The sequence below is a fragment of the Pleionea sp. WD8-19 genome (genome assembly GCF_055326765.1).
The window spans coordinates 146386-170207 of record NZ_JBUZOU010000007.1 but is presented as its reverse complement, the minus strand read 5'-3'; the positions used below and the strand labels follow the sequence as shown (position 1 = coordinate 170207).

The 23822-nt window shown below is 44.3% G+C and carries 19 protein-coding genes and 1 pseudogene; 6 read left to right on the top strand and 14 right to left on the bottom strand.

What is annotated here, in order from left to right; translation table 11 throughout:
* Positions 1-53: 53 nt before the first annotated feature.
* Both ACTUJY_RS10720 and ACTUJY_RS10715 read left to right on the top strand, forming a co-directional pair.
* A complete protein-coding gene (locus ACTUJY_RS10720; protein WP_463616079.1) occupies positions 54-623 on the top strand; it encodes a DJ-1 family glyoxalase III in 570 nt (189 codons plus the stop codon).
* 103 nt (positions 624-726) lie between these two features.
* Positions 727-1500: a mechanosensitive ion channel family protein gene (locus tag ACTUJY_RS10715; RefSeq protein ID WP_463616078.1), complete on the top strand. Its 774-nt coding sequence runs from the start codon at positions 727-729 to the stop codon at positions 1498-1500.
* On the opposite strand, the gene ACTUJY_RS10710 is transcribed toward ACTUJY_RS10715, so the two are convergent.
* The 6 genes from ACTUJY_RS10710 to ACTUJY_RS10685 all read right to left on the bottom strand — a co-directional run bounded on the left by ACTUJY_RS10710 (position 1497) and on the right by ACTUJY_RS10685 (position 9541).
* On the bottom strand, positions 1497-2162 hold the full coding sequence (locus tag ACTUJY_RS10710) for a class I SAM-dependent methyltransferase (protein ID WP_463616077.1): 666 nt from the start codon (positions 2160-2162) through the stop codon (positions 1497-1499). The two genes, ACTUJY_RS10715 and ACTUJY_RS10710, sit on opposite strands and share 4 nt — an antisense overlap.
* A gap of 39 nt (positions 2163-2201) precedes the next feature.
* Positions 2202-3038 carry a glycosyltransferase family 2 protein gene (locus tag ACTUJY_RS10705; RefSeq protein ID WP_463616076.1) on the bottom strand — a complete coding sequence of 279 codons (837 nt, stop codon included), beginning with the start codon at positions 3036-3038 and terminating at the stop codon, positions 2202-2204.
* Between the two features lie 227 nt (positions 3039-3265).
* Positions 3266-5992 carry a formate dehydrogenase subunit alpha gene (gene fdhF, locus ACTUJY_RS10700; protein WP_463616075.1) on the bottom strand — a complete coding sequence of 909 codons (2727 nt, stop codon included), beginning with the start codon at positions 5990-5992 and terminating at the stop codon, positions 3266-3268.
* Positions 5989-7641 (bottom strand): NADH-ubiquinone oxidoreductase-F iron-sulfur binding region domain-containing protein, encoded by a 1653-nt coding sequence (locus tag ACTUJY_RS10695; RefSeq protein WP_463616074.1) that lies wholly within the window; start codon positions 7639-7641, stop codon positions 5989-5991. Before ACTUJY_RS10695 ends, fdhF begins: the two co-directional genes overlap by 4 nt.
* 110 nt (positions 7642-7751) lie before the next feature.
* A complete protein-coding gene (fdhD, locus tag ACTUJY_RS10690; protein WP_463616073.1) occupies positions 7752-8600 on the bottom strand; it encodes a formate dehydrogenase accessory sulfurtransferase FdhD in 849 nt (282 codons plus the stop codon).
* 41 nt (positions 8601-8641) lie between these two features.
* Entirely contained in the window at positions 8642-9541 is a 900-nt protein-coding gene (locus ACTUJY_RS10685) for a GGDEF domain-containing protein (protein WP_463616072.1), read from the bottom strand.
* A 253-nt stretch (positions 9542-9794) separates the two neighbouring features.
* On the opposite strand from ACTUJY_RS10685, the gene ACTUJY_RS10680 reads away from it, so the two are divergent.
* From ACTUJY_RS10680 to ACTUJY_RS10670, 3 genes are all read left to right on the top strand, one after another.
* A complete protein-coding gene (locus ACTUJY_RS10680) occupies positions 9795-12377 on the top strand; it encodes an EAL domain-containing protein (protein ID WP_463616071.1) in 2583 nt (860 codons plus the stop codon).
* Between the two features lie 105 nt (positions 12378-12482).
* Positions 12483-13253 carry an ABC transporter substrate-binding protein gene (locus ACTUJY_RS10675; protein ID WP_463616070.1) on the top strand — a complete coding sequence of 257 codons (771 nt, stop codon included), beginning with the start codon at positions 12483-12485 and terminating at the stop codon, positions 13251-13253.
* A 265-nt stretch (positions 13254-13518) separates the two neighbouring features.
* Positions 13519-14727: an RtcB family protein gene (locus tag ACTUJY_RS10670; RefSeq protein ID WP_463616069.1), complete on the top strand. Its 1209-nt coding sequence runs from the start codon at positions 13519-13521 to the stop codon at positions 14725-14727.
* Between the two features lie 64 nt (positions 14728-14791).
* On the opposite strand, the gene ACTUJY_RS10665 is transcribed toward ACTUJY_RS10670, so the two are convergent.
* Positions 14792-14992, bottom strand: coding sequence for a hypothetical protein (locus ACTUJY_RS10665; RefSeq protein ID WP_463616068.1), 201 nt, complete (start codon positions 14990-14992; stop codon positions 14792-14794).
* A gap of 13 nt (positions 14993-15005) precedes the next feature.
* Here ACTUJY_RS10665 and ACTUJY_RS10660 point away from each other — a divergent pair, with 13 nt between their 5' ends.
* Positions 15006-16274 carry a response regulator gene (locus ACTUJY_RS10660; protein ID WP_463616067.1) on the top strand — a complete coding sequence of 423 codons (1269 nt, stop codon included), beginning with the start codon at positions 15006-15008 and terminating at the stop codon, positions 16272-16274.
* Between the two features lie 93 nt (positions 16275-16367).
* Here the strand turns inward: ACTUJY_RS10660 and ACTUJY_RS10655 are convergent, their stop codons facing one another.
* The 7 genes and pseudogenes from ACTUJY_RS10655 to ACTUJY_RS10625 form a co-directional block, all read right to left on the bottom strand.
* Entirely contained in the window at positions 16368-17354 is a 987-nt protein-coding gene (locus tag ACTUJY_RS10655; RefSeq protein WP_463616066.1) for a hypothetical protein, read from the bottom strand.
* Between the two features lie 19 nt (positions 17355-17373).
* Positions 17374-18015: an orotate phosphoribosyltransferase gene (gene pyrE, locus ACTUJY_RS10650; protein WP_463616167.1), complete on the bottom strand. Its 642-nt coding sequence runs from the start codon at positions 18013-18015 to the stop codon at positions 17374-17376.
* A gap of 72 nt (positions 18016-18087) precedes the next feature.
* On the bottom strand, positions 18088-18894 hold the full coding sequence (gene rsmA, locus ACTUJY_RS10645) for a 16S rRNA (adenine(1518)-N(6)/adenine(1519)-N(6))-dimethyltransferase RsmA (protein WP_463616065.1): 807 nt from the start codon (positions 18892-18894) through the stop codon (positions 18088-18090).
* 21 nt (positions 18895-18915) lie between these two features.
* Positions 18916-19935, bottom strand: coding sequence for a 4-hydroxythreonine-4-phosphate dehydrogenase PdxA (gene pdxA / locus ACTUJY_RS10640; protein WP_463616064.1), 1020 nt, complete (start codon positions 19933-19935; stop codon positions 18916-18918).
* Between the two features lie 16 nt (positions 19936-19951).
* Complete coding sequence (locus tag ACTUJY_RS10635; protein ID WP_463616166.1) at positions 19952-20416, bottom strand: peptidylprolyl isomerase; 465 nt, start codon at positions 20414-20416, stop codon at positions 19952-19954.
* Between the two features lie 18 nt (positions 20417-20434).
* Positions 20435-21250 (bottom strand): annotated as a pseudogene (locus tag ACTUJY_RS10630) (peptidylprolyl isomerase); the annotation flags it as partial.
* A gap of 47 nt (positions 21251-21297) precedes the next feature.
* Positions 21298-23682, bottom strand: coding sequence for an LPS-assembly protein LptD (locus tag ACTUJY_RS10625; RefSeq protein WP_463616063.1), 2385 nt, complete (start codon positions 23680-23682; stop codon positions 21298-21300).
* Between the last annotated feature and the right edge of the window lie 140 nt (positions 23683-23822).

Genomic DNA, 23822 nt, shown 5'->3' with positions numbered 1-23822 from the left:
TTTCTGTTGTTCGGATACAATGAGACAATGACTGTAAAAAATTTAAAAGAAATATGTCAGCTGATATTTTAATTGCCGTTGCCAATGGTAGCGAAGAAATTGAAACCGTTACCCTTGTCGATATTTTGATTCGTGCCGGCTTTAATACGACATTGGCAGCCTGCAATGCAAACGGTGAACTGATTTGTGACATGTCACGCGGTGTGCGATTATTTGCCGATACGCATATCAATCAACTGGAAGCGCAAAAATTCGACGCTATTGTACTACCGGGTGGTATGCCAGGAGCGCAGCATCTTGCTGAGAATGTCAGGTTGCTTCAGCTATTGCAGGAGCAGAAAAAAAGACAACGCTGGATTGGTGCCATCTGTGCGGCTCCCGCTGTCATACTATATAAACATCGCTTACTTGGACAAATCGCCACTTGTCATCCTGGATTTCATTCGCATTTGCCGTCAACGGTGATACGAGCTCATGACCATGTTGTCATTGATCGTGATCAAAAAATCATTACAAGCCAAGGTCCAGGAACGGCTATTGAGTTCGCTTTAACCATTGTAGAAGTGCTTGCTGGAAAAGCGAAGCGAACCGAAGTTGCCGGACCATTAGTCAACGCCCATTAATTAAATATTCTGAACAATAACCAGTCTAATGTCATTACTTGAACAAACTGTAGCTCTGATCTTTGACCATAAGGCATTGAGTTCTGTCATTTTCGTAGTTCTCATGTTAGTGATCCGTGAAGCGATCATTCGCTCAATTCGTAAGCGAGCAAAGCGCAAGCGCATTGATCGACGCTCCATGATTTCTGCCATTCGTAACTTGAGTAATTTCTTAGTTTTTATTCTGATTTTTATCATCTGGTCGGTCGAAATTCAAAGTTTTGCTTTATCCATCGCCGCCTTTACTGTAGCGATTATTCTTGCTACTCGAGAATACATACAATGCTTATTGGGTTTTGTTTATATTTACAGCACCAAACCCTTTGCAGTCGGTGATTGGATCCAGGTTGATGAACATTGCGGCGAGGTGGCTAACAGTGACTGGTTAAAAGTGACGTTACTTGAAGTAGACTATCATACCTACACTTACACAGGTAAAACACTGACCGTACCTAATAGCCGCTTCGTAACCATGGCAGTTAAAAACTTTAACTATTTGAAGCGCTATGCTTCACATTGTTTCGAAATAACGGTTGAGCCCTTGGTCGATATTTTTAAGATTAAACAGTCGATGTTGGATAAGGCCAAGCAGTATTGTGAGTCATTTCATGATGTTGCGCAGCGGTACAGTTTGTTGATAGAAAAGAGGCTGGACGTCAATATTCATGGACCAGAACCGGATATACGGGTTCAGACCACCGATTTGGGTAAACTGGTTATGCAGTTTACGATTTTTTGTCCCACTGAATTAGCCATTGAAATTGAACAAAAATTAACGAAAGATTTTATGGGATTATGGTTTAAGCAGACCGAAAAATCACATAAAAACAAGACTTAGTTTTTTTTGCCGACAACAACAAATTGTAAGTAGCTGATATCGTTTCCAATAAGACCCAACGTTAAGAGTTTAAGGAGTTTAGGTCGGATGGACTTGCTTTTATTAATAGGAACAACTTGTTCTATTTCGTAGCCCGCATCACGAAACAAGCGAATCATACTTTTTCGAGTAAAAAAGCGTAAATGTGTTTCATCCATGACACCTGCTTTTTCGTATTTAAAATCTTTTGCAAATAATAGCATTAGCAATACTTTAAAGTGCCTTACATTGGGAATAGAAGCGACAATAATACCTTTTTCCGAAAGCTTTGAGCCAATGGTTGCTAACAATAATCGAGGATCGACGATGTGTTCTAACATATCGTTAAAGAATATCGCATCGAAGTAGCCATCGGGTAGTACGCTCATATCTTCCGTTAAGTTGGTACAAATGGCTTTATCAATTTTATCTTTCGCCAATTCAATCGATTTTTCGCTGATATCAACCCCCCAGGCTTCTAGAGAGTGGTTTTGTTTTACTGAAGCTAAAAAACCACCTTCGCCACATCCTACTTCCAATATTTTTTTACAGTTATCCGGAACAAAAGGTAACATTTCCCGTCGAGTTCCTGAGTAATAATCTTTTTTGGATTGATACAAATTATTCAGTGATTGATCCGACATCTTGCAGCGTTTCCTGTATTTTGTTATTGAGGGGGAACGTTATTTTTGTTTTAAAAATTTTAAAAGGTATTGAAACGTATCAATTAAGCGACCAGCTTTCAACGATTTTTGAGCACACTTTTTATACATCTTCGCAATGGCGAAATTTCTGAGCTTTTTATCGTCGATGTTTTTTTGGTATATCCTGATAAGCTCGTCGTAATAAAAGGTTAATGCGTTTTTGGAATCACTTAAGTTTTCGCCATGCCAACGATAGTAAGTATGTATTTTATTGATAAAGCCTACCTGGTGAGCTTTAGACAGTCTTAACCAAAAATCGGTATCTTCAAATCGAAAGGTCGGATCGTAGTAACCGATTTTCTGATAAATGCTGGTTCGATAAAGGTGTGATGGCGTATTAATGCCTCCGGTACGTTTGATCAGTGCTTCGTAAACATTGCCTTGGTTGACTTTTTTCGAGTAGTCAATCGGTTTTAATTCATTGTTGTGACTGTCTACTTTCATAGAATTCGAATGGACCAAAACATACTCAGGGTGTAACTCCAGAAACTCGACCTGATCGGCAATTTTATTTTCTTTCCAATAGTCATCTGAACCTATAAAGGAGATATATTCACCCTGGGCACTGCGTGCAATTTCATTAAGAGTATTGCACATGCCTTTGTTTGGACGTGTAATGATGCGAAAATTCGGATTAATATTTTGACGTTCTAAATATTCTTTAGCAACTTGATAAGAATTATCTTTAGATCCATCGTCTATGACAATGAGCTCGATATTTTTATAGGACTGCTCTGTTACAGAGGCAAGGCATTGCACAATGTAATCTTGATGATTATACAGTGCCACACCTACCGTGACTAAAGGTTGGGACATATTCATTGCTTGGTTATGGTTTCAACTCGTGGCAATGATACTACAATTAGAGCCGAAGTTAACCCTGGCCACTTGTTCGCTCAAGATTAACTCAAAGTTATCTTGAAAGTGCCGATTATGTCAGAACTATTGCCTGCCTTGGAATTTGCGCTGCTCCTCCAATCATCTACACCTTGACTCAACATCAAAACTCTATTTTAGAGGTGGCTTCTTGAAGAAGTGCGCGTTCATGCGACGCGCTCAAAATCCACACTGACTACTTTATATTCTGGGCACAGGGTTTCTCGATCACTCTCACTGCTGGTAATGTTGTTCACCATATCGTCTGGGAAATGGAAAGTGGTGAAGAGTATTCCGGGCTTAACTTTTTCGCTCACTTTGGCTTTGAGATGAACTTCTCCTCGAGCGGAATACAAACGTACTTTTTGGTTGGTTTTCACCGATTTTTTTTCGGCATCAAGCGGATGAATCAACAAAACATCTTCGTCGACAATATCTTTGTTATTGGTGCGTCGAGTCATGGTGCCTGCATTATAGTGTTCCAGGTTGCGGGACGTAGTGAGAATAAATGGAAAATCTTGACCATGATTGACAACTTCGTTGCTTTCTTCCCAATCAAAATAGTGAAATTTACCGAGGCCACGCTTAAACGTTTCGGTATGCAAGATTTTGGTGTCACTGCCATCTGCAAGCACTGGCCATTGTTTGCCGTTGTCTCCCAGCGTCTCCCATTTCACACCGTTAAAAAAAGGAACGATTTGTGAAATTTCCGTTAATAGAACGGAAGGATCATAATCGGGTTGTTCGACACCCATGCGTCGCATCACATCGATCACGATTTGACCGTCCACCTTGGCATTTTCAATGGGGTTAACGGCTGCTCGTACTGCTTGAATGCGGCGTTCACCGTTGGTAAAGGTGCCGGATTTTTCCAAAAAGGATGCGCCAGGCAACACGACATCGGCGAGTTTGGCGGTTTCGCTGAGAAAAATTTCTTGCACCACTAAAAAGTCGAGCTTTTGTAAACTATCCACAACGTAATGATGATTCGGATCCGATTGCGCCAAATCTTCCCCCATGATCCAGAGGGCTTTCAAACGACCTTGTTGAGCCGCTTGGTACATCTGTGGAATTTTCAAACCAATATTTTTCGGTACCTCAACACCGTATTTTTCCTGGTAATATCGTTGGTTGTTTTCATCATTCACGGGCAAATAACCCGCGCCTTGATGGGGTTGGCAACCCATATCGGCCGCACCCTGAACATTATTTTGACCGCGAAGTGGATTGACACCAACACCTGGCCGACCAATATTGCCAGTCATCATCGCCAAATCGGCGATGCTCATGACGGTGCGCGATCCTTGTGAATGCTCGGTTACGCCTAAACCGTGAAAACTCATCGCAGAAGGTGCGCTGGCGTAGGCAATGGCTGCCTGTTTCACTAAATTTTTTTCAACACCGCAAATACTGGACAATTGATCCATATCCAGACGTTTTATTGCGGTGACATAATCTTGCCAGCCTTCTGTGCGCTGATCGATAAAGGCCTGGTTAACCAAGTTGGCTTCGATAATGTAATGCGCCATCATATTTAATACAGCGACATTGGTGCCGGGCCGTAATTGAAGATGATAAGTCGCGTACTTGGCCACTTCAGTTTTCACCGGATCGACAACAATCGATGCACACCCTTTCATTAATCGCTGTTTAATTTTTGCGCCTGTAACCGGATGTGCGGCCGTTGGGTTAGCACCAATGATCATAATAAAATCGGTGAGCAGAATATCTTTAACTGAATTAGTTGCCGCGCCGGTGCCAAAACTTTGTTGCATTCCATAAGCTGTCGGTGAATGGCAAACGCGTGCACAACTGTCGATATTGTTGGTTCCTATCGCAACGCGCATTAATTTTTGCATTAGATAATTTTCTTCATTGGTACAACGAGCGGAAGAAATGCCGGCAATGGCATCCGCACCATGCTGATGCTTGATGTTTACCAACTTTTGCACGATAAAGTCGTAGGCTTCTTCCCAGCTTGCCTCGACAAATTGATTCGCTTTTCGGATCAAGGGTTGAGTTAATCGTTCCGGGTGATTGTAAAAGCGCCAAGCGTAGCGTCCTTTTAAACAGGTGTGCCCAGCATTGACTTCGGCATCGTTTGGCGCTCGAATTGAGAGAATTTCATTGTTCTTTACCGAAACTTCCAGATTGCAACCCACACCACAGTAAGAGCAAATCGTTCTTACTTTTTCCGTCGCTTCTTTGGACTTGGAAAAAAACGTATCGGAAATGGCTGCTGTCGGGCAGGTTTGCGCGCAAGCACCGCAAGAAACGCAAGGCGAGCTTTCAAAGTTAGTATCCATGCCTTTTATAATGCGGCTGTCAAAACCTCGACCATCGACATTCAGTACCATTTCTCCTTGAATTTCATCGCAAGCGCGTACACAACGATAGCAGTTGATGCACTTGGAAAGATCGGAACGCATGTAAGGATGCGACGTATCTTTTTCGTAATCTAAATGGTTCCGCCCTGGGGTATATCGAACCTGATGAATACCCACTTCGGCAGCGACATCTTGTAATTCACAGTTTCCATTCACTTCACAGGTCAGACAATCGAGCGGGTGATCGGTCAACACCAGTTCGATGATATTACGCCGTAACTTTTGTACGCGTTGACTTTCACTTTGAATGTGCATTCCTTCGCTTATGGGGGTATGGCAGGCCGCGACCACTTTTGTAGGGCCATCGGCCGTTAAGGCCACATCAACAGAACAAACACGGCAGGCGCCATAGGCTTCAAGTCGAGGGTCGTCGCAAAGTGTCGGTATGTGTTTTTGCACTCGCTTTGCGAAATGTAAAATGGTTTCACCCGGTATTATTTCATGTGGCTGGCCATCAATAAATGCAAGGGGCTTTGAATCTGTACCTTTAGAATTTGGGTGCTTCATGCGTTTACCTCGACAATCGGAATATGGGATTGCTTTTTTGGTGTGAAGTATTCAGAAAGCTCGTCCAAAAAGTGCTGTAGAATATTTTTTATGGGGAGAGGGACGCCACCACCTAATGCACATAACGATCCCAATTCCATCGTTTCTAAAAGATCGTCGAGTAAGTCTGCATTTATTTTTGAATGGCCATCAATGGCGTTGCGAATCATTTCTTTACCGCGTGTAGCGCCAAGTCGACAAGGAAAACATTTGCCACAACTTTCGACGGCCGTAAATTCAAACAGGTGCTCCATGTATTCGATGAGTGGCAATTGCTCGGGAATGCCAATGATGGAAGCATGACCTAACAAAAAGCCATGCGTGTGAAAACTTTCAAAATCTACGGTGAGCTTATCGATGTATTCAACTGGTACCAGACCACCCAACGGGCCGCCAATATGCAACGCTTTCATCGGTTGACTAAAACCGTTAGCTGCATCTATCACATGACGTAACGGTGTATTCATATCCACTTCGTAGATGCCGGGGCGTTTAAATGCACTGTCGAGCGATAACAGTTTCGTACCGGTGGACTTTTGATTTCCGCGAGATTTAAACGCTTGCGCTCCCTGCTGTAATATCCAATGCACGGCGGCAAAGGTTTCTACGTTATTGAGTACGGTGGGCTTATTGAAAAGGCCTTCGGTGACTGGATAAGGTGGCCGAGTGGAGACCATGGGCCTTTGCCCTTCAATGGAGCGTAACAGTGCGGTTTCTTCACCACAAATATACGCACCTGCTCCACGTATGATTTTGAAGTTAAAATCGAAAGGTAATTGCAGTTGTTCAAACTCTTCGATGGCTTGTTCACAAAGGTCAATCGAGTCGGGATATTCGTCGCGAATATAAAGAATACCCGTTTGCGCACCGACAATGTATCCGGCTATTAACATTCCGAACAGTACCGAATGCGGTTGATGTTCTAACAAGTACCGATCGCTAAAGGCTCCCGGATCACCTTCATCGGCGTTGCAAACAATGTATTTTTCATTATCGTTGGTCTGACGACAGACTTGCCACTTTATACCCGTAGGAAAACCAGCGCCACCACGGCCGCGTAAACCGGAATCGATGATTTCTTGCAGTAAGTCTTCTGGACTCTGCTTGGTCAATAATGTGGTGAATAACTGGTAATACTCGGCGATGTCTTCAATAGGCGTTGTCAGAATGGGTGTTTCACACAGTGCCTGAACATGATAATTTTCTTTACTGTCAACATTTTTGTTCAATATAGCGTCAATTTGTTGCAGGTCACTTCCCGAAAAATTCTCGCCGTTAATTTGAAACGAATGATTTTCATGGCAACGGCCTAAACAGGCAACGTGACCTATTTCTTCTTGCCGAAAATGTTTAAGTAATGTTTCCGCAACGGTTGGTTGAGTTCCGGCACACAAACAAGAAGAGCCGTTGCACACGTAGGCTTTTTTATTGGCGTTGTTTCCATCGATAAAATCATAAAACGATGCCGTACCCTGTACGATGGCTTCGCCAATTAAAAAGTCGCGCGCTATTTGTTGTCGATGTTCCGCATTTTTACTTTCAACAATGCGTTCGAACAGGTTATCGGTTAAACCTTTGCGTTTTGACAATGCGGTAATGTTCTTCGACATTTTTCTATCCTGGAAATAATATATTTAGTTGCTAGTTGCTAGTTGCTAGTTGCTAGTTGCTTGATTGGTTTTCGCTTCACCTCATCCTACGGTTGACTGTTTATGAGAGCTTAGAACTTAATCCGCCAATCACCGTGATAAACATTAAAGCTCTGGTCACGTAAAAAACCGATGAGCGTTATACCAAATCTTTGAGCGGTTTGAATGGCCAGGCTACTCGGTGCACCCACGGCGCATATGATGGGAATGCCTGCCATTAAAGCTTTTTGAACCAATTCGAAACTGGCGCGACCGCTTAGCCATAGTATGCGATGATTAGCAGGCAAATGCTTCTGTTGCAGCTGATGTCCTACCAGTTTGTCGAGCGCATTATGTCGACCTATATCTTCACGCATTGCAATGCAGTTACCACTGAAGTCAAATAAAGCGCAAGCGTGCATACCACCGGTTTGTTGAAAGCCACTTTGTTGCGCCGGTAATGTGTGCTGTAACTGGAAAAGTGTTTGCGGCGTTATCGTTTCATGGAGTTCTGGTATCGCTGGCGGATTGTTTAATTCCAGCGCTTGTAATGTTGTTTTTCCGCAAAGGCCACAAGCCGAATGTACCGTGAGATTTCGGGATAGGCTATCGAGTTCGGGACGGCAGTGATCGGCGAGAGTGATTGACCATTGGTTTTGTAATAATTGTTCCGACTCGTATTCTTGTTCTATCGCTTTAACATCAGTACGTCGTTGAATGATTCCTTCTGCGAAGAGGAAACCTAGAATGAGATTTATATCATCGCCTGGTGAGCGTAATGTAATGGATAGTACTTGGCGCTTATCAGGCATCCATTTAAGGCGAATTTGCAAAGGTTCTTCAACCGCAATCTTATCTTCCTGCCAGGCAATGGTTTTGCCTGGAAATCGCTTTATCGCAAACGGTGTAACAGGGCATTGATATGAGGTGGGCTTACTCACGGGTTGTCTCGTCGATAAATGAATCGCAAAGTTTACTGATGTTAAGCGCTTAATGCGACCACGCGATTTCGACCGCTATGCTTAGCTTGGTAAAGTGCCTTGTCTGCACGTTTTATCAGGGATTCCAGTGTATCATCAGAAACAAATTCGGAAACGCCGATACTGATGGTGATACGACGATCCACATCTTGTCGTGACCAGTCGTATTTCGCCACTTGTTGCCGAATCCTTTCGCTAAAGGCTTTCGCATCTTTTAAATCAATTTCGGGCAACATAATTAAAAATTCTTCACCACCAACTCGACCAAGAACATCGGCTTTTCGAATGTGTTTTTTGAGTAGAAAAGCAAGCTGGTGTAACACACGATCACCGGTTGGATGGCCGAAAGTATCATTAATTATTTTGAAATGATCAATATCCAACATTAACGCACTCAAATGACCTTGGTAGCGATTGGCTTTCTCAAGCAGTTGAGTTGCCAATTGGAAGGTGTGTTGACGATTATAAAGTTGTGTTAAACCGTCTATGGTCGCTTCCTGATACAGCTGATGTTCTCTTGATTTGCGCTTTGACAAGTCGCGCTCAATGAACAAATAGTGAGTGACTTTTCCTTGATCGTCGTAGAGCGGTACCATTTTTAAGTCGATCCAGTATTTATTACCATCTTTTCCGTAATTCACAATTTCGGTATGGATCGGCCAGCCTTGTGCCAGTGCTTCACGAATACGATCGCGTGTTTCTTTATCGGTTTCGTTACCTTGTAAAAAGCGCGGGCTTTTGCCCATCACTTCTTCTTTGCGATAACCAAAGTGCAATACGAAGGCTTCGTTCACATACACAATCTGATTGTCCCCCGGATCGTGCTCATTGACGGAAGTTATCACAATAATATCCAATGCGTTATCAACTGCCTGCTTAAAGATGTTATCGGGCAATGACATTTCGATTTCCTTCTCCAAAAGGTGTTAAAAAAGAGTTGATGATGCAGTAAAAAAATTCAAGCAATATCGAAATTTTGTAGCAATTGTTCGGTTTAAGGGCGTTAATGATGCAAAGCAATATGTGAACAATTTCTCATTTACGGTTTTAAACAAGAAAGTTTTTAGTCCATTTAAGTCTAGTAGCGAAAAATCTGTTTGTGAATAACACTTTCTGCGCTAGGGTTACAATTACTACTTTTTGAGATTTTACCTTGTGCGTGTTTTCTTAACTGCCAGCCTGTTGCTGTTTTTTACTTTACTTGATGCAGCCGAACCTCCTCGCCGTGTACTCATTGGTGGTGCGCCAATGCCACCTCTGGTGTTTATTGATGAGCAAGGTGAAACGGTTGGTATTCTGCCACAGTTGGTTGAAGAAGTGGCTCGGTTGAATCATTGGCAAGTTGAGTGGGTGATGGACAGTTGGGCCAATCAATTGGAGCGACTTCAACGTGGTGAGCTTGATGTTATGAGCGCCATTGGCTTTTCAGAAGAAAGAGCACGTTATTTTGACTTTTCTGAGCAAAGTGTCCTCAGTGTTTGGGGGCAATTGTACACACAGCCCGGTTATGAAATTCGAAATTTTCTAGAGCTGGACCACCAAGAAGTCGCGGTATTACGAAATGGCATTAGTGGTTTGCGATTTATTGAATTGTGTAAAAACTTCGGTGTTGATTGTGTGATTCGACCGATGGATTCGTTTCAGCAAGTGTTTGAGGCCATCGATTCAAAGCAGGTGAAAGCAGGTATAGTAAACAGTCATTACGGATTCGTGATCGAGGACCAGTACCGTGTCGCACGTTCGGATCTCATGTTTAATCCGTTTCCTGTTTTATTTGCGACTAAAAAAGGTTTGAACTCTGAACTGTTACAGACCATCGACGAATCGCTACTGAAATGGAAAGCGGACAATCAATCCGTTTATTATCAAATTACCGATCGCTGGATCAATCGTGAAGCAAAAACCGAGTTCCCCAAGTGGTTGTTGTACACACTTTATATACTGCTGGGCAGTATGGTTTTCGTTACGCTATTGGCTGTTATTTTACGTCGAGAAGTTAAGCGTCGAACACGTGAGTTATCGCTCAGTGAAGCACAGCTAAAGCAAATCATTAACCTGGTTCCCCATGCCATATTTGCTAGCGATGCTACCGGAAAAATCATACTGGCTAATCTCGAATCCACTCGTGTATTCGACCGTACCCTTTCCGAGCTGAAGCAAACCACACGGACACAGTTGATGCAACAGCAACCACATTTGGAGCCTTTATTGGGGGAAGATGAAAAAATAATGGGACGTCAAAGTGGCAGCACGCATCAGCAAGTCGAAGTTGCCCCTCGATTTTCGGAAACGCGTTTTTATCAAATGGCCAAAGTGCCTTTTGTGCGTAAAAAAAGTCAAATCCCAGCCGTTGTTAGTGTTGCGGTAGATATTACCGAGCAAAAGCAAAGCACTGAAAAGGCAGAGCACTTAGCAAAGCACGACGAATTGACCGACTTACCCAATCGTACCCTGTTAATGGATCGTCTTGGACAAGCCATTGCATTATCACGTCGTCATCACCGAATAGGAGCGGTCATATTTGTCGATCTGGATCTGTTTAAAAACGTCAATGATACGTTGGGGCATTCGGTGGGCGACCTTTTGCTGCAAGCTACTGCGGCCAGAATTAAAAAACACTGCCGTGAAAGTGATACGGTAGCGCGTTTTGGTGGCGATGAGTTTGTTATTATGCTCGCTGAAATTGGTGACGATTTTGAGCGAGCCAAACATAACACCATAACGATTGCGAAAAAAATACGGCATGAGGTAAAAAAGGAAACCTTTATTGGTCGTCACGAAATTTCTATTTCCATCAGTCAGGGCATAGTTTTTTTTCCACACGATGCAGATAAAGCTGACGCGGCTATCAAACGTGCTGACATGGCGATGTATCATGCGAAAAGTATGGGCCGAAATCGAATTGTCATTTTTCATCCGAGCATGGAAGAACAGATCAATCGTAAAGAACGATTGAAAGTGGAGTTAAGACAGGCAATAAAGCAAAAAGATTTGTTTCTGGTATATCAACCACAATTTGATACTCAAACGCGTAATTTTAAAGGAGTTGAAGCGTTAGTGCGTTGGCAACATAAACAGGAACATGTGATCTTTCCACTGGAATTTATTCCGGTTGCGGAAGAGTCGGGCAGTATTCTGATGTTAGGTGAATTTGTACTAGCGGAAGCCTGTCGACAAGTACAGCAGTGGCGAGAAAACTATAATCGTGAGCTTTATGTGACGGTTAATTTGTCGGCGCGACAAATTGCGCATAAATCCCTGATCCCTTACATAGAGAGTATGCTTGAAACGACGCGATTACCGGTCGACAGTTTGGAACTCGAGGTTACTGAAAGTATGTTGATGATCGATATGGATCACGCCGTTGACGTATTGCGTTGTTTAAAAAATAAAGGGATTAAAATTTCTCTCGATGATTTCGGTACTGGTTACTCATCGTTATCCTATTTGAAAAAATTACCTCTGGATAAGTTGAAAATCGATAAGTCATTTGTCAATGATATTCCTGGTGATAAGGACAGTGAGACCATTGCTAAAACCATTATCAGTATGGCATCTCAACTTGGATTGGAGGTCGTCGCAGAAGGTGTAGAAAACAAACTGCAGGTAGAGTTTTTTAAACAACAAGGGTGTCATTTATTTCAAGGGTATTATTTTTCACCTCCTTGTCGTTCTGAAGAGCTGGCACATCAATTATCCAACGTGATACCTTTCGATAAGCAATCACGAAAGTTTTAATCGATTGGCTTTCTATCGGAAGTTTCTGTAAAGTGCAACGCACATTCATTATTATCGAAAATTAACACCATTATGCTCAGCAGTTATCCCTCTCGCATTGTTTGCTTGACTGAAGAAACAACCGAAGCACTTTATCTCATGGGTGAGCAGCATCGCATTGTCGGAATTTCCGGTTACACAGTACGACCTGCACAAGCGCGTAAAGAAAAACCCAAAGTGTCGGCTTTTACGAGCGCGAAAATCGATAAAATATTGGCCTTAAAACCAGAATTGGTTTTAGGGTTTTCCGATATGCAAGCCGATATTGCGGCTGAACTGATTCGACAGGGCGTCGAAGTGCATATTTTTAATCAGCGCAGTATTGAGCAGATCTTTCAAATGTTATTAACCCTAGGGCGACTGATCGGTAAACCGGAAAAATCAGAAAACCTAATGGCATCGTTACAAACTCATATTGAAAGCATTAAGCGGAAAAGCGAGTCATTAAATCACCGTCCAAGGATTTATTTTGAAGAGTGGTATGAGCCTTATATTTGCGGTATTCGGTGGGTATCTGAATTAATAGAAATCGCTGGAGGAATCGATTGCTTTTCGGAGCTGTCGCGAAACGGTCTAGGTAAAGATCGCATCATCGCTGATGGCCAAAGCATTATCGAAAAGCAACCTGATATCCTCATCGGCTCCTGGTGTGGTCGAAAATTCAAAGCAGAAATGGTCAAGCAACGAAAGGGTTGGGATGACATTCCGGCAGTGCGAAACGATCAGCTTTTTGAAATTAAATCGGCGGATATTTTACAACCTGGCCCGGCATGCCTAACCGACGGTGTACAACAGATGGCAAATATTATTCAACAATGGAGTAAACAATACGCTTGATTTTTTATGCTTCAAACTTATAATGCGCACAACGTTTTTCAAGATAACAGAGGAGTTTTAACACATGTTCAATTTACAAGGTATTCAGTCTTAAAACTCCCTTCAGGAATTCGACTTGAAGGGAAGGACGATCCCTTCGAGTCGGCAGCTCAATGAAAGCCGGCGATCGCTGGCTTTTTTTTGCCTAAAGTAGTGTGGTCAGCTTGCAAAAAAGGGATCTAAACTAAAGTTATGGAACAGTACGATGTTCCAAAAGGAAAATAATATGCCCATACAACTTGAATTAAATAAAAATGCTGAAAATGGCTTTAAACCGGTAAAAATATTTACCGACAAAGTTGAAAATCAGGCACTAACACAATTGAAAAATCTATCACATTTAGACATTGTGCATTCTCATATTGCTGTCATGCCTGATGTGCATGCGGGAATCGGGGCAACCGTTGGCACCGTGATCCCGACCGTTAACGCCATTATTCCCGCAGCGGTTGGTGTGGATATCGGTTGTGGCATGAATGCCGTGCGTTTGTCCTTAAAGGCATCGCAATTACCCGATAGCTTGCGTGCCATGCGAAGCAGTATTGAACGTGCTGTGCCGGTTGGTTTTAGCGCTCATAAAATGATATCTGCACGTACCAGCGCTTGTAAAAAACTGGAACGCGGTATCGATAAACTTTTCTCCGATCACCCAACGCTCTGCAAAATGTTAAAGCGCCCTCAAGAAACCTGGGTAAAACAGATGGGCACTTTGGGCAGTGGTAATCATTTTATCGAGCTTTGTATTGACCAAAGTGACGATGTTTGGATTATGTTGCATTCTGGCAGTCGCGGTATTGGTAATGCGATTGGTCGCTACTTTATTCAGCTGGCTAAAAAAGATATTCAGCGTAATCAGTTGCATTTGCCCGATCGTGATTTGGCTTATTTGGTAGAAGGCAGTGATCATTTTGCGGCTTATGTAGAAGCGGTCAATTGGGCGCAAGAATACGCGCGACTGAATCGGGAGGAAATGATGGGGTTGGTCGTTCGTGCTATTGAACCGCATTTGCCTCCGTTCCAGCTGACGCAACAGGCGATTAATTGTCACCACAATTATGTGCAAAAAGAACATCATTTTGGTCGTGATGTTTGGCTGACGCGTAAAGGAGCGATCAGTGCGCGTGAGGATCAACTGGGAATTATTCCCGGCAGCATGGGCGCCAAGTCTTATATTGTTCGGGGTAAAGGGAATGCCGATTCGTTCTGTTCTTGTGCTCACGGTGCTGGGCGGTCGATGAGTCGTACAGCGGCAAAAAAACGATTTCGCCGTGCTGACCTAGAGCAACAAACGCGTGGTGTTGAGTGTCGAAAAGATGCGGCTGTGCTGGATGAAATACCGGCAGCTTACAAAGATATCGATCAGGTGATGGCACATCAGAGCGATCTGGTCGAAGTGGTTCATACCTTAAAGCAGGTGCTCTGCGTAAAAGGGTAAAGTTCATGAGGTTATTGTATGAAGAGTAAAAGCAAACCCCGAAACTGGACCGTTTCCGAAGCGATCATGCGCAAAGGCGGTGTCCACCAGAAAACAACCAAGGCCTTACGTAAAGGTGACAAGCAAAAGCTCCGAAAGGAGCTTTTGTCGTTTTTGATGCATTGTTTTTTAGCGTTTTGATTGGGCTATTAAGAATGGATGTTAACTGCATCACGGACAAAGGTGCATAAACTCGATGAAAATGATGCCAGCCTGATCCAGACATGGAGCGTTTCCCTATGCCTACTGCCCTTATCGTTGATGATTCTCGTTCTGCTTGTATGGTTCTTTCGCGTTTGTTACAGCGTTTGCACCTAAAAACCGAAAGTGTTTATTCCGCAGCCGAAGCTTTTGAGTGGCTTGGTAAAAATAAGCCAGATGTCATTTTTATGGACCACTCTATGCCTGATATGGATGGTTTAGAGGCTGCTCGATTGATCAAGCGCAGCGCCGATTGGTGTGATATTCCGATATACATGTTTACTGCTCGTTCCAGCAGCGACTATTTGGAACAAGTACGTGCGGCAGGTGTGGAAGACGTGATCCCGAAAACGTTGGATATGTCGTTGTTGAAAAATGCCCTCACTCAAATCAAGTTATTGAAACAACCCGTCATTGCTGAAAACGATGCGGTTATTGAGCCTAGCGTTGAGCAGAAAATGCAAATTTGGCTGGAGTCGTTGATTGAAAACAAGGTGGTTCCGGCACTTACTTTTCAAGTAGCCCAAGCCAACCGGGAACTGCGTCAGGAAACGGCGGAAAATGGCAATAAACTTTACCGTAAAAGTTTACAGTTTCATATGCAGCAGCAATCCAAATTGGTCAACCAATTGCAAGCCGAGAGAGACTATCTGTCGGTGGCTTATCAAAGCCATCAGCAAAACTTACTGAAAAAACTCTCCATGGTGTTGGGTGGCTTTATGGTGATGACCTTTGTTGCATTGGTTTATATGAGTGTCGACGCCAATCAATCGCTGCAAGACTCGCGTTTGGAGTTGGAACATTTGAAGCAACAATTGGCTGTGGCGCTCAGCAGCCATTCCATTTCTAACGAACAAAGTGTCTCGCAAGGCGCCAGTGAAGGCCCATGGCTACTTGATGTTCGGCAGCAGCCGGTCGCGCGAATACTACATACCGATACAGCCGACCAATGGATGTCAGCCCAAAGCTTCAATAACTACCAGTTCCGTGTTAGCAATGATGGGCATGTGTTGGCATTTCAGGGCGAAAAGTACTTCCTCAGTCAGGGGTGTTTTGGTGATATGTGGGTAGACAGTAAACCAGGCTGGATTTACGGCGATCAAGCGAATCAATTGTGGTATAGCGCGCGTCATGCTGAACCGCAAGTGATGGAGTTTTTCTCACGACTTCTACCTGATGGCAGTTGCGAAGAAATTAAAGAGCAGAAGAAATTGTTGCCCCTATTAGCCAATGATGAATTGATTACCGGGATTCGAAACGTTGAGTTTTCGTTAGCCAATCGACCGTTTAACTTTTCACAGGAATAGTACTTTAGATCACGTTTAGAGTGGGAGTATCGCTATATTTCGTAGCTTCTCTTGCTCAAAGTTATAAAAATGCTCGCCGAAATTTTAACAACATTACCGCAATTGTTTATCGACAAATGCTTGAAAACCATCCACCAGTCGGCGAGCTTCAGAGCTGTTACAAAGCTGTTGGCCAGCCTCGGTATTGTTGCAAGACACTTCTAGAATGATTTGCGTTTCATTGCGAGCCGGTAACTTCGAAAAAGAAATGCCAATTTCGGTATCGGCTTTGGGAGCAGACGTTAAAATAATGGTGTCGGTTACGACTTCCAGTCGGCCACTGGCATTAGTTTGCGCGTAAATTTGAGCCAGCTGCCAAATATCATGACAGTCTTTTTGTGAGTTGCAGGTGAGCATTAATACATTGCTTTGTTTTTTTCCGTTGTTGTCATTTTTTAATCGGTGAGCCATGCGTTTCGCTTGCAGCTCTTTAAAACGTATCATGTCGGTTTCGAAAGTCTCCATCACGTTTTCACGTTCCTGCTCAATGATCACTTCATTGCGTTCACGCTCGGCAATTTGTTTTTGTTGTTGAGTAATTTCACTCTTCAGGTTTGCAGGTATGGGTTTTCCAAGCCGTTCATAATCAGCCGCTCGGCGTTGTAAGTCTTCAAGGCCGGCACGTAATAATTGTTTATCGTTTTCGTTGAGTTGTTCACGTTGTTCAACACCGAGTAAAGCGGCGTCTCTTGCACGCATAATATCCTCAACACTGCCGAACAGGCGTAACAGTTCTGCGTCTCGGCGCAGTTGGCGTTGCTGCTCTCTCTGTTTACGCTTTTCTTCTAGCTGGCGCTTTTTTTCTTCTTCCAGCTCACCAATGGTTTTTGCGGGTGGGACCGATTGCACCAGTTTGCCTTCGTCATTGATGACATCGTAACCGGTGTTGATGGCTTCCGGAGTCAGCTGATCCACCAGAACCGTCTGCCCTTCGGCATTTTTGAATCGATAATAGTTTTTCGCCAGCAAGACACTGCTGAACAACAGGCAGCCAATTAATGACAGGGTAACTGCAAAAGAAAAAGATTGGTTTATTCGCATAAGATAACTGTAGCAGATATTAAACGCCGTAACGCGCTCTATAATCTGCAATTTTTTCACTGAAAACAGAGAGTTGGTTATCATTTTTAATGAAGGTGGCCAGATCCGTCAAGTTAACGATGGAATAAACTGGAATTCCATAGTCTTTTTCGACTTCCTGAATCGCCGATAACTCGGCCTTTCCTTTTTCCTGGCGGTCGAGTGCAACCAGTACTCCCGCCGGCTCAGCGCCGTGAGCTTTAATGATATCGATGGATTCTCGAATGGCCGTACCGGCAGTGATCACATCGTCGACGATCATAACCCGACCGTTCAATTCAGCACCCACAAGGGTGCCTCCTTCGCCATGCGCTTTGGCTTCCTTTCGGTTGTAACAGAGTGGTAAATCTTGCCGATGTTCGGCAAAGAGTACACTAGCGGTTACGGTTGCCAGCGGGATCCCTTTGTAGGCTGGGCCAAATAGCATATCGAACTCGGCTGTTGAGTCGATTAAAGTTTGCGCGTAACACAATCCCAGTTGGTGTAAGTCACGACCACTGTTGAAGAGTCCTGCGTTGAAAAAGTAGGGGCTGATTCGGCCTGATTTCAAAGTAAACTCGCCAAATTTCAGCGCTTGTCGCTCAATGGCAAGTTTAAGAAACTGAGTTTTAAGGTCGGTTATATTCGTGGTCATAACGTTTCCGGAAATTAATTTGTGACTATTATATCGATTTATCTTTGAATGTGTTTTCTTTCATTGGCTATCACGGTGTTGCTGCTCTAGATAATCGGTTATACGAATGTAATCTTGCAGGCTTAAATTTTCTGCGCGTTCTTGAGGGTTGATAGACAGCGTTTCAAAATCAGCCGTTTGTAAGAATTTTTTTAAGCTGTTGCGAATGGTTTTACGGCGCAAACTAAACGCGCTGGTCACTATTTGATTCATTAACGTTACATTGGTGTGTTGTTTTTCTTCGGTCGTTTTTGGTGTTAAGCGAACAATGGCAGAATCCACTTTAGGTGGTGGATTAAACGCGCCAGGCTTGACCAGAAACATAAATTCCGGTTTCGCGTAATACTGCGCCATGATACTGAGGCGCCCATAATCTTTGGTACCGGGCACAGCAACCAATCGGTCCACTACTTCTTTTTGTAACATAAAATGCATATCACGGATTGCATCGATTTGACTAAAAAGATGAAACATCAGCGGTGTGGAAATGTTGTAAGGCAAATTACCAATTACCCTTAACGATTGAGGGGCTGTGGTAAACGCGGCGAAGTCAATTTTGAGTGCGTCCGACTCGATAACTTCCAGCTCGCCATCACCAAGACAGTACATTTTTAATTTTGGGATCACTTCACGATCAAGCTCAACGGCACGCATTTTTCCGGCTTTTTTCAATATCGGCTGTGTCAACGCACCTGGACCAGGACCTATTTCAACCAGGTTGTCTCCCGGTTGTGGATTGATGGTGGCAACAATGCGATCGATCACAGAAGGATCGTGCAAGAAGTTTTGACCGAATCGTTTTTTTGCTTTGTGATGAATAGGTTTCATTGACGCCTGTTTCTTGTCTTTTTAGCTTTTCGTACCGTCTACTTCAGACTGCGTTGCGGTCTGTATTGCAAACTCAAGGGCGTATTTCATACTGCCGCAATCCGCAATAAATTGTTGGGCAATATCGAGGCCAGTGCCGTGATCAACCGATGTGCGAATATAAGGCAAGCCCAGTGTGACATTAGCACATTCACCGAAACTGGCGAATTTAATCACTGGAAGCCCTTGATCATGGTACATGGCCAAAAAAAGGTCGGTTGTTGCTAGGTTGTGCTTAGTAAACGCCGTGTCGGCAGGGTAAGGGCCGGTAATTTCGCAACTCGAATGTTTGAATGTTTTCAGCGCAGGGATTATGACATCTTGCTCTTCTTTGCCCAAATGACCCTGTTCACCGGCGTGAGGGTTCAGACCCAATACTTTGATATTGGGATAAGCGATGCCTAATTGCTTTAATCCATCAACGCAAGTGTTGAGCACACGATGCAGCCGTGTTGGAGAAATTTGCGAAGCCACCTCTTTTAACGGTAAATGGGTGGTAACCAGAGCGACACGCAGCTGGGCGCTGGCCAACATCATCACGACTTGTTTGGCATCACTTAATTCTGAGAAATATTCGGTATGCCCACTGAAATAAGAAGACTTTCCAGCATCGTTGATGACGCCCTTGTGTATTGGAGCGGTAACGATTGCATCGGCAATGTGAGAGATAGCCAGATCATGCGCCTGTTGCAGTAATTGCAAGACGTAACCGGCATTCGCGGGATTGAGTTGACCTAAATGTGCGGGTTGGGAAAGCGGAGTATGCAAGACGCAAATTTGAGAAGCGGAATGCTTTGGGCATTGATGTGCTGCTTCAAGTGTTTGGAAAGTAACTGGCAATTTTGCGGCTTCGGCAACCGACAACAAGTGTTGCTGATCACCGAGGACCAAAATGCGCGCAGGAAAATCGTTTTGCAGAGTTTTCAGGGTAACTTCGGCACCGATACCGGCAGGTTCGCCACTGGTAATGACAATAAGCGGTAAGTGATTTGCAGTTGTCACCCTGAGTGATGGCCCTTTATTTTTGTTCAGTATCAATAAGTACTTCAACGTACGAAGTATCCCGCATTTCGCGTAACCAACTTTCGACTTCTTCGTCGAACTTTCGGGCTTGCAAAATACGAGCTGCTTGATCGCGTTTCAACTCTTTGGTTTGATCGGCATCGCGACGACCCAGCACTTCGATGATGTGCCAACCAAACTGAGTTTGAATCGGCTCACTGACGGTATGCAGAGGTAACGTTTCTACCGCCTGTTTGAATGGACCAACAAACTTATCCGGTACGCTCCAACCCAGCTCTCCACCAGAGAGGGCGCTGCCTTTATCGTCAGAAAACTCTTTCGCCAAGTCAGCAAAAGCCTCACCTTTGTCGATACGTTTTTTGAGTTTTTCAATCAGCTCTTTTGACTTTTGTTCATCACGTATCGCGTTTGGCATCAACAGTATATGACGTGCATTAACTTGTTGTACGATGTGTTTCATTTCACCGCGTTTGTCGAGCAGTTTAATAATATGAAAGCCACTGCCGCTACGGAGAGCGTCACTGACACCGCCAATTTCAAGTGCTTTGGCTGGACCAGCAAATAATGTGGGTAGCTGAGCCGCAGGTCGCCAGCCGAAATCGCCACCCTGTAGCGCTTCTTGGCCGGCAGAGTGCTGAATCGCCAGGTTGGCAAAGTCGGCCCCATCGCGCAGCTGACGGATCAGATCCTGTGCTTTTTCTCGGGCTTCCTGAATTTTACTTTGATCACTGGCGTCGGAAATTGGAATCAGTATATGCCCTAAATGGTATTGGACGTTCTGTGCGCCTTCGGCATCCATCAGTTTGACCAGGTTATCGATTTCGCGTTCACTGATGTTAATGCGTTGCATGACCTGACCGCGGCGAACACGCGCAACCATAATTTCTTCACGTAAGTCTTCGCGGAACAGCTCCCAGTTGATACCGTCTTTTTCCATCGAGTGACGGAGTGCTTCCAGCGACAGGTTGTTTTGCTTGGCGATGTCAGAAATGGCTGCATTGAGCTCCTGTTCACCGATACGTACACCGGCACGTTTGGCCATTTGCAGTTGCAGTGAATCGACGATCATGCGCTCTAAAACTTGCTCCTGCAACACAACCATCGGTGGAGCGGCTTGATTTTTTTCTTTCAATTGCCTCAAAATGGCTTTCATTCGGCGCTTTAATTCGCTTTCTAGGATCACATCTTGCTCAACAATGGCAATGGTTTGATCCAGTTTTTCTACCGCCGTTACCTTTAAACTGACGGTGACCAAAAGGGCCGTTAATCCAAGAGTTAAAATTTTCTTCATGCTTGCTTCCGTATTACTGCGTTTGACGCTGTCGTTGGCAGATCATTCATTTAATAAGTGGGATCTTGATAATCCCAGATGCTGTTTTCCAGCATTTGCGATAAACCTTTTTGTCCGCCTCCGCCCATCCCCTTGAAGATGAACTGAAATGAAACATCGCTGTTAAAGCGTTCTGACTGGCTCGGGATTATAACCCCATTTGGATCCAGACGCGCACTTAAATAGCGGCGCGAAAATACCCGTATCGCCCAGCAACAAGATTCGTACTCCACACCAGCAAAGGTTTCTAAGCTTTGCTTTGCGGCTAAATCGTAGTTCCAACGACCTATCAGGCGCCACGTATCACTGAGTGGAACAGTAAAGGCCACATCGCTTTGCTCATGAAAACCGGTGTCGGAATCTTTAAAGCGATGACTGACATTGACAATAATTTCGTCAGAGGGTTCATAAACCAGGCTCAAGTGGGCTTGCTCAGTTTCCTTTGTGCTGGTGTTGTAACCGTAATGGGTGCTTAAGCTTAATTCGGTTGTGGGGTGCCACGTCAGGTGTGATACCAAATTGGACTTGTCGCGTTGATCGATAGCGTCATCCGGAAAAAGGGTCACTCGACGATCTTCTGCGTAATAGCTTCTTCCGATACCCATTTGCAACAATTCTTGAGCACTGCCTTTTTTAAACCAACGGCTGCTGAGAGCCACCGAGACTTTTTGTTCATCTCCAATGCGATCGAAACCCGAAAAAGGGTTGTCCGCGAACAGTTGATAAAAAGTGAAGTCGGGTCGTTGCGTGTCGTATAGCCCAATGTGAGACTGCTCTTTATAGGGGCTATAGAGCAGAAATAACCGAGGTTCTATTGTTTGTAGGTAGTCACTTGAATCACGCTCAAATATTAAACCCGAATCGATACTGTAGCGGGTCAGACTTATCTCTGAATTCGAACTTCCATCCGTCGGATGTGTTTGTTGGTAGTGTGCACGATGCCAGTTGAGTGCGGGGTTGAGATAGCCCCAAGTTGTTTGCCAACGGTAGCTGAGACGACTCTGTATTAAGCTGCGGTCTGCTTCCGGTAATGTCGAAGCGGCATTCTCAAAGCGACTGAACTCACTGCCCAGTGTCCATTGGAGCGGATTGTCCAGTTCGGTAAGATAGCCATGGATCCGAAATCGTGGCGATTGGCGATAGGGCGACTGATTCAACGTTAGCGGTTGGAATTGTAGAACGGATAGAGAGCTTTGGAGCCGCGGTGAAATATAACCGACTTCACCAAAACGACTCAATTGATCCTGGTTAGCGATATGGATCCCATTGCCCAAATCTTGAAAGTAAGTGGTATCGCTTACACCGGCAGCATCAATTCGAATTCGCCATGCGTCATCGATTATACCGTGATGATTCAGCCGGTATAGCCAGCGCGGCTTTTCACTTTGTCGATCATCGATCCACTCTAACTGATTCATTCCTTGATGGGCTTGGGAGTCGTCCATTAAATATCGAAACTCGGCGCCCAATTGAGTACCGCGATCTTCCAAATATCGTGGCGTTAAGGTAGCGTCGTAATTGGGCGCTAAATTGAAGTAAACAGGAACAGCGAGATCCAGTCCGTTACGGCTTTTGGGAGTAATAGAAGGAGGCAACACGCCAGTATGGCGTTGGTCGTCGATAGGAAATGTTAGCCATGGGAAATAAAATACCGGTACGCCCCCGACCCTAAGCAGCATATCTTCCGCTTCACCCCATCCGGCAACAGGATCCAAAGCTAAACTGGAAGCGCTGAAGCGCCAGCTGTTATCTCCGGCAGGACAGGTGGAAAAGGTGAGTTCTTTCAATTGCAGCTGGTTATTGGGCATCAGTTCTACTTGCCTGGCTTGCCCGTTACCGCCTTGTGCTTTCATTCGAAACTGACTGTCAGTCAGTTTTAACTGGCGCTGATCCAGGTTGCCTTCAATAGCGCTGGCTGCAAAAAGAGACTCCGGTGTTTCCAACAAAATACCGTCTTCCGCTTCAAAATTGCCTTGTTCGCGATCCAATGCCAGCCGTCCTGCGGCCATTTGCAGTTGGTTACTTTGCAATCGAACGTTTCCGCGCAGTTTTAATTGCGTGGAAGACGAGGGTTCTGCCTGATCGGCCGACATTTGGTAACCTGTCGACGCTGGCGTGTGAGTCTGTTGAATGCTGTCTGGTTTGGCTTCTATGTTGTCTGGGCAGCTCAGCAACGGGATAAATTGGCGTGATTGCCAAAAGCTTTCCGCATACTCAGACTGGAATAAATTCGTTTGCTTTTGCGATTTGTCTTCACTGTGTTTATCATCCGCAGACTTTGCTTTGCGCTCGACTTGAGAAGATGGCTCAGCAAGTGCTATGTGACTCGAAACCGCAGCGCCCGACAGTAAAACAAAACCGAGGCTGAATTGAAGTAAACTGATAAGATGCTTCACCCGAAATTGGCGTCCTGTGGCAGCTAATCGTTAATCAGCTGACGTTATTAAAAACGCGTATGATAAAGCAAATTAAACGTATTGTGGCAATCTTAAATTAAAACCGGCGAATGAGACCGGTTTCAGTAGTAAATATCAGG